Here is a 1,661-nt window from a genome sequence, read left to right as displayed (position 1 = left end):
CGGCGCGTGTCAAGGTAGTTGTCGCCTCAGTCATGCAGCCAATGGCTGAATAAGCGTGGCGCCGACATGGGCCGCCACCACCGAGTCGCGCTCGGGGTTGAGTGTCACAGCACCGGTGGGCGTCCAGTTTCTTGTGTTCCCAGACCAGCGTGCCGGGTTTTGAGCGCGAGCCTTGGTGTACAGCGCATGACGCGCCGCCAGGATCGCGTGATCCTCGCCGGCATGCCGCTGCGCTGGCGATACATAGCCAATGCCACTGTGCCGGTGCTCGACGTTGTACCAGCGCACGAAGCCCTGCGCCCAGGCGCGAGCCGCCGCCAAGTCGGCGAACCCCTTGCTCGGGAACTCCGGACGGTACTTGGCCGTGCGGAACAAGCTTTCGGCATAGGCGTTGTCATCGCTCACCCGCGGGCGCGAGTACGAAGGCTTCACGCCCAGCCAGTTGAGCATGGCCAGCACCGTGGTGGCCTTGAGCGTGGAGCCGTTGTCGCCATGCAGCACCGGCTTGTCGGCCAGGGCTGCAATGCCCTCGGCCAGCGCCGTGCGGCGCACCAGGTGGACCGCATGGTCGGAGTGATCGCTGTCATGCACCTCCCAGCCCACGATCTTGCGGCTGTACAGGTCCAGGATCAGGTACAGGTGAAACCAGCACCCCAGCACGCTGGCGGGCAGATAGGTCATATCCCAGCACCACACCTGGCGCACGGCCGTGGCGATATGCGTGGTCGGTGGGCGACCGGCCTTGGGTGCCTTGGCACGCCCCCGGTGGACGCTCTGGCCGTTGGCGCGCAGCACGCGGGCGATGCTGGACTCGCTGGCCAGGTAAACGCCCTCGTCAGCAAGCATGGGCACCATGCGTGCCGGCGGTACGGCCGCAAAGCGTGGCTCGTTGGCCACCGCCAGCAGTTGCTCGCGCTCAACCGGGCTCAGGGCATGGCTGGGTGCCGGGCGCACGGCCTGCGGCCGGCCGTCACCACGGCTCAGGCCCTCCTGCACCTTCCAGCGCTGCAGGGTGCGCTGGTCGATGCCGGCGGTGCTGCAGGCCAGCCGCAGCCGGGCGCCGGCGCCGTGGGTCGCTTCGATATCTTTGGCCAAGGCTTGGCGATCTTCGAGGCCGATCATTCTGCCTCTGCCTTGTTGAAGATCGCCGCAACTTTTTTTGATAAGACCAACAGGGCGGCGGTCTCGGCCAGCGCATGGTTCTTGCGCAGCAGCTCGCGCTCCAGTTCCTTGATGCGCTTCTTGTCTTGCCGGGTGGCCTGCGGGCTGGCCCGCGCTTCTTCGGGCGCGGCCAGGGCGGTGGTGGCGCTGGCGCGCCACTGGTCCAGCTCAACCGGGTAGATGCCGTGTTCGCGGCACCAGGCGCTCTTGCCGGCCTCGGCCATGGCGGCCGTGGTGATGACCGCCTCCAGCCGCGCCGCCGCAGTCCATGCCCGCCCGCGGGCGGGCATGGACTGCGCATCCTCGCGCCAGCGCCTGAGCGTTCCCGCTTCAATGCCCACAGCCTGAGCCACTTCCTCCACCGCCGCGCTTTCAGGCGGCAACAACCGCGCTACCGCCCGGTCCTTGAATGCTTGTCCGTATCGTGCCAATTCTTGTCCTTCATCGCCGCCCCCGGATTCTTGGTTCTATGGAGGCGACAACTATTCTGACGCGGGGGG

General features: G+C 67.4%; 1 pseudogene. It reads right to left on the bottom strand.

Annotated features, from left to right (window positions below):
- Positions 1–30: 30 nt before the first annotated feature.
- A pseudogene (locus B7G52_RS23055) lies at positions 31–1,592 on the bottom strand (IS3 family transposase).
- Positions 1,593–1,661 lie beyond the last annotated feature (69 nt).

The organism is Polaromonas sp. AER18D-145 (assembly GCF_002379095.1).
Classification (GTDB): domain Bacteria; phylum Pseudomonadota; class Gammaproteobacteria; order Burkholderiales; family Burkholderiaceae_C; genus Polaromonas.
This window is presented reverse-complemented; position numbering and strand designations above follow the sequence as displayed.